At 36.2% G+C, this 4,342-nt stretch carries 2 protein-coding genes and 1 pseudogene; 2 read left to right on the plus strand and 1 reads right to left on the minus strand.

Annotation, left to right across the window (positions count from 1 at the left end; translation table 11 throughout):
• Positions 1–152: 152 nt before the first annotated feature.
• The gene (locus Q0L68_RS16970) at positions 153–1,397 is read right to left on the minus strand and encodes a VOC family protein (RefSeq protein WP_296705425.1); all 1,245 of its coding nucleotides are present in this window, start codon (positions 1,395–1,397) and stop codon (positions 153–155) included.
• Between the two features lie 216 nt (positions 1,398–1,613).
• On the opposite strand from Q0L68_RS16970, the gene Q0L68_RS16975 reads away from it, so the two are divergent.
• Positions 1,614–2,501 carry an ABC transporter ATP-binding protein gene (locus tag Q0L68_RS16975; protein ID WP_296705426.1) on the plus strand — a complete coding sequence of 296 codons (888 nt, stop codon included), beginning with the start codon at positions 1,614–1,616 and terminating at the stop codon, positions 2,499–2,501.
• A 9-nt stretch (positions 2,502–2,510) separates the two neighbouring features.
• Positions 2,511–4,342 (plus strand): annotated as a pseudogene (locus Q0L68_RS16980) (hypothetical protein); the annotation flags it as partial.

Consider the following 4,342-nt stretch of genomic DNA (forward strand, 5'->3'; position numbering starts at 1 on the left):
ATTAGAAGATATTTTACTGATAAAACTGGCCAAAGTTATTGGGTCTTTTTTGAGTTGACCATTAACATGATTTACTAAAACTGACTGTAGCTAAGTAAGCTAAACTATGTGAACTATGCATCTATGTGGTTAAAAAAGAGATAAAAATTCTATCAAAACCGAAAGACATAACCTCCCAAATCTTGGAAAATCCCAGATAAACGAACAGAATCTTTTGCCGTTTTTCCCAAATACTCTTCCCAACCTTCAGCTTCTTCCAAGTTAAATTTTACCTCCACCAATTTCTTTTCAGCGAAATTATTCATCCCTCGTTTTTCATCGACTAATCCCAAATAGCTATTATTTGATAAGCGATAAATCTTAGCCCAGCCCTGATCAGCAGACAATTCTAAGCCAAGATTTTGAGTCATAAAATTCTCCATAGGAAGCATATCCTTATAGTAAAGCCAAGTGATGCTAGCATAAAAATTATACTCTGATCCTAAATTTGTCTTCAAAGGTTCTAGACTTTTTAATTCTGGAATAAACCTTTCATTCTCAGGGTGCATTCGAAACATTTCAAATTCCAACAAATATCCTTCTGGGTCTATAGCCACAAAGCCATCATGAGCACCTTCTGGATTTACTTTTAATGTGTATTTGATTTCAACATTTTTAGTTTGAAGATACCTATACCAAGTTTCGAGATTATCTGTCAAAAGTGCCAATGCCACTGACTTCGCTTCCCTTCCGGAATAGTTACTTCCTTCAATATTTTTCAAAACCAACTTTGAATCTCCAGCAATTTGATAAGTAGCTGAATTCTCATCCTCAGAAATCATTTTCAAGCCTAATGTTTCTCCATAGAAACGCTTTGCCACTACCAAATCCCTATAAAACCAAATCAGTTCCTGTCCCTTTACGCCAAAGTCTTCTAAATCTCTGTAGTCGGAATTCTGAGCCAATAAATTATTGATTCGTGTTTCTGGATATCCTAACAGCCTGCCAAAAGCCCTGGAAATAGCTTCCTTTTTGCTTGCTGAATAATCACCATTTGACATTAATCCAAATACATCATTTTTAAGAAGTTGGTAGGCTTCTAAATTTTTCCCTTTATATAAAATAAGTACTTCTTTTTCCGCTACTACTGAAGAATCAAAAAGACTAGTTCCGATGAGATTTGGCTCTCTGAAAACCTCAACCCCATATTTTTGGGCAATACGCTTTGCTTCTGGTAAAAACAATTCCACTTCGGCGGTACTCATAGGCGAACTCAACGCAATTGGTTTTACTCCTGCTTGAACCATTTCTGAAAAAGCTTCAAAGGATCCGGATTCTTTTTTGAAATCAACTTTTCGACAAGAAAAAAGTATGACTGCAATAAGAAATAGAAAAAGATATCTGTAGGCAAATTTCATAAACCCCGTCATTCAATTTTGATTTTTTTGATACCCAGTTTAAGAATTACTTTTTAATTGATAGCAACCTTATCTGTAAACCCTGCATCTATTAATTAAAATTGCTTTCATCTTTTTGTCTAAGTCATTTATAAACAATTTCTTATATTCAAAAAGCAAAAAGATGATTTATCAACTATCAATTTTTAATCTATCACTTAACCTCAATAATTTCAAATGGAGCTAATCATTAAAAATCTTTCAAAGACTTATGCCAATGGCGTGAAAGCTTTGAATAACATTACCTTGACAATTCCTCAAGGAATGTTTGGTTTACTTGGGCCTAATGGAGCAGGAAAATCCACTCTTATGAGAACTATTGCAACACTTCAAGATCCTGATTCTGGAAGCATTATGCTGGATGACATCGATGTTTTGAAAGACAAACAGGCTGTAAGAGAACGATTGGGTTATTTACCTCAGGATTTTGGTTTGTATCCTAGGATCAATGCTCAGGTGATGCTCGACCATATCGCTCAAATGAAAGGAATCGGAAATAAAAGTGAGAGAAAAGACTTGGTAGAAAGTCTTCTTCAGAAAGTAAATCTTTACAGTCATCGAAAAAAAGGGCTTGGAACTTATTCAGGAGGGATGCGTCAGCGTTTTGGGATTGCACAAGCCTTGGTGGGAAGCCCATCTTTAATTATTGTTGATGAACCAACAGCTGGCTTGGATCCATCGGAGAGAAATAGATTTTATAATCTTCTATCAGAAATCGGTGAAAATACTGTTGTGATCCTTTCGACACACATCGTGGAAGATGTCAATACCCTTTGCTCCAACATGGCTATCATCTGTCAAGGGGAAGTGCTTATGCAAGGAAAACCAGCAGAAGGAATAGCCTCTGTAAATGGTAAAATCTTTAAGAAGTCAATTGAAAAAGCTGAACTCGGAGAATATCGAGAAAAATATTCAGTGATTTCCACCAAACTCCTTGAAGGAAAATTGAGCTTAAGAATTGAAAGTGATGAACACCCAGGCGATGGATTTGAGGCAGTTCCTGCTGATCTGGAAGATGTATACTTCAGCCATATATCAAAGAAGGTAGACCCTATCACGATTTAATCCAAAGCTATGTTTTTAGATATTTTTATTTTTGAACTGAAATATAGATTCAGTCGCCCGGCGACGTATATCTATTTCTTGATGCTATTGGTTGTCCCATTGCTTTTGGTGGGATTTGGCAATACACCTGCCTCTGAAAAGGTTTTCCACAATGCCCCAATCGTGATTGCAAACCTTCAATTATTGATTTCAATTTTTGGAATTTTGATTGCTTCTGCGGTGATGGGTGTACCCATTTATCGAGATCTTGAGCATAAAACTGGAACCTTCCTTTTCAGTTACCCGATTTCCAAATTTGATTATTTCATGGGTAGATTCTGGGGATCGTTTGTGACCTTGATGTTTATCTCTTTCGGGAGTATTGTTGGGTTTTATTTGGGAACCTTACTTGGTCCACTTTTTGGCACTGATGAGCTTCGATACGGACCAAACCTACTCATAAACTATTTACATCCTTGGTTAACTCTTAGTTTACCAAATTTGTGGTTAGCAGGATCTTTATTCTTTGCTTTGATTGTATTCACACGAAATATTAAATCCATTTATTCTGGAGGAATTGTCGTGTTCATTATCTATCTCCTCGCAAATTTTCTCGCTCAGGATATTGAAAATAAAGATTTGGTGGAGATCATAGATCCTTTTGGAATCAACACTTTCAATTTTCAGACTAGATATTTAACCCCCTACGAGCAAAACAATTTTATTCTACCTGTTGTGGGAAATCTTCTGATCAACCGAATACTTTGGGTAAGTGTTGGAATCATATTTTTTATCGCTTCCTACATGCGATTTAGCTTTACTTATTTCTTCCAATCCGAACAGAAAAAAACTAAGGCCAAAAAAGAAGATTCGGACATTCCAACAATTCAAAACGTATTGGCAAAGGCAAATTTCTCAGGAAATTATCAATGGAATAGCTTTAAAACACTTTCCAAAATCGAGTTTCAAAATATCTTCAAAGACATCTATTTCAAGTCGATTTTACTTGGTGGTCTGGTATTTTTGGTTCTGGATTTTTGGATTGGAAATACGCTTTATAGCGTACCTAATTTCCCTTCCACATCATTTTTGATGGAGTATAAAACTTTCGATTACAATCTCTTTGTTTTTATTATCATCGTGTTTTTTACAGGAGAAAGTTTACATCGCGATAAGTCATCAGGCTACTCGGTGATCAACGATACTTTCCCTGTAAAGGACGGAACTGTAATCGCCTCTAAGTTTGCCGGAATGGCATTTATCTGCTTGATGCTAGCAACGATTCCAATTATTGTGGGATTAGCAGTTCAGACATTGAAAGGTTACTTCAATTACGATTTAGGGGTTTATTTAGTCGATAGTTATTTGATTTCACTTCCTGATTACTTGCAGATGGTAATGCTGGTATTTGCAGTCCATTTGGTGGTGAATAATAAGTTTGCCGGACATGCAGCAGCTATCGGGATTTGGATGGTGATGATTGTGTTTCGGGATTTCGCAGGATATGATTTCAACTTGTTCTTTTTCTCCTACAAGCCGGCTTACCGCTGGAGTGATATGAATGGCTTGGGTCATTTTGGGGAACCTTTATTTTGGTTTAACCTTTACTGGACTGCTTTTGGTCTATTCTTAATCTTATTCTTCAGTATTTTTTATAGCAGAGGAACAGAAAACTCATTCAAAAATACTTGGAAAACCGCCAAAAGTCGAATGACCCAAAAGACCTCAATCGCGGCTTACCTTTTCCTTGTTATTGGAATTGCTTCAGGAGCCTATATTTTCAACTCTGTGGTTTATAAAAATTCTTACAGAACAAGTGATGAATTTGAATTGCGCCAAGTGAATTATGAAAAGACACTGAA

The organism is Algoriphagus sp. (assembly GCF_024642405.1).
GTDB lineage: Bacteria > Bacteroidota > Bacteroidia > Cytophagales > Cyclobacteriaceae > Algoriphagus.

Bases quoted from the DNA above. Each gene is read 5' to 3' on its own strand.
- Q0L68_RS16970 (WP_296705425.1), bottom strand. From the start codon at position 1,397: ATGAAATTTGCCTACAGATATCTTTTTCTATTTCTTATTGCAGTCATA.
- Q0L68_RS16975 (WP_296705426.1), top strand. From the start codon at position 1,614: ATGGAGCTAATCATTAAAAATCTTTCAAAGACTTATGCCAATGGCGTG.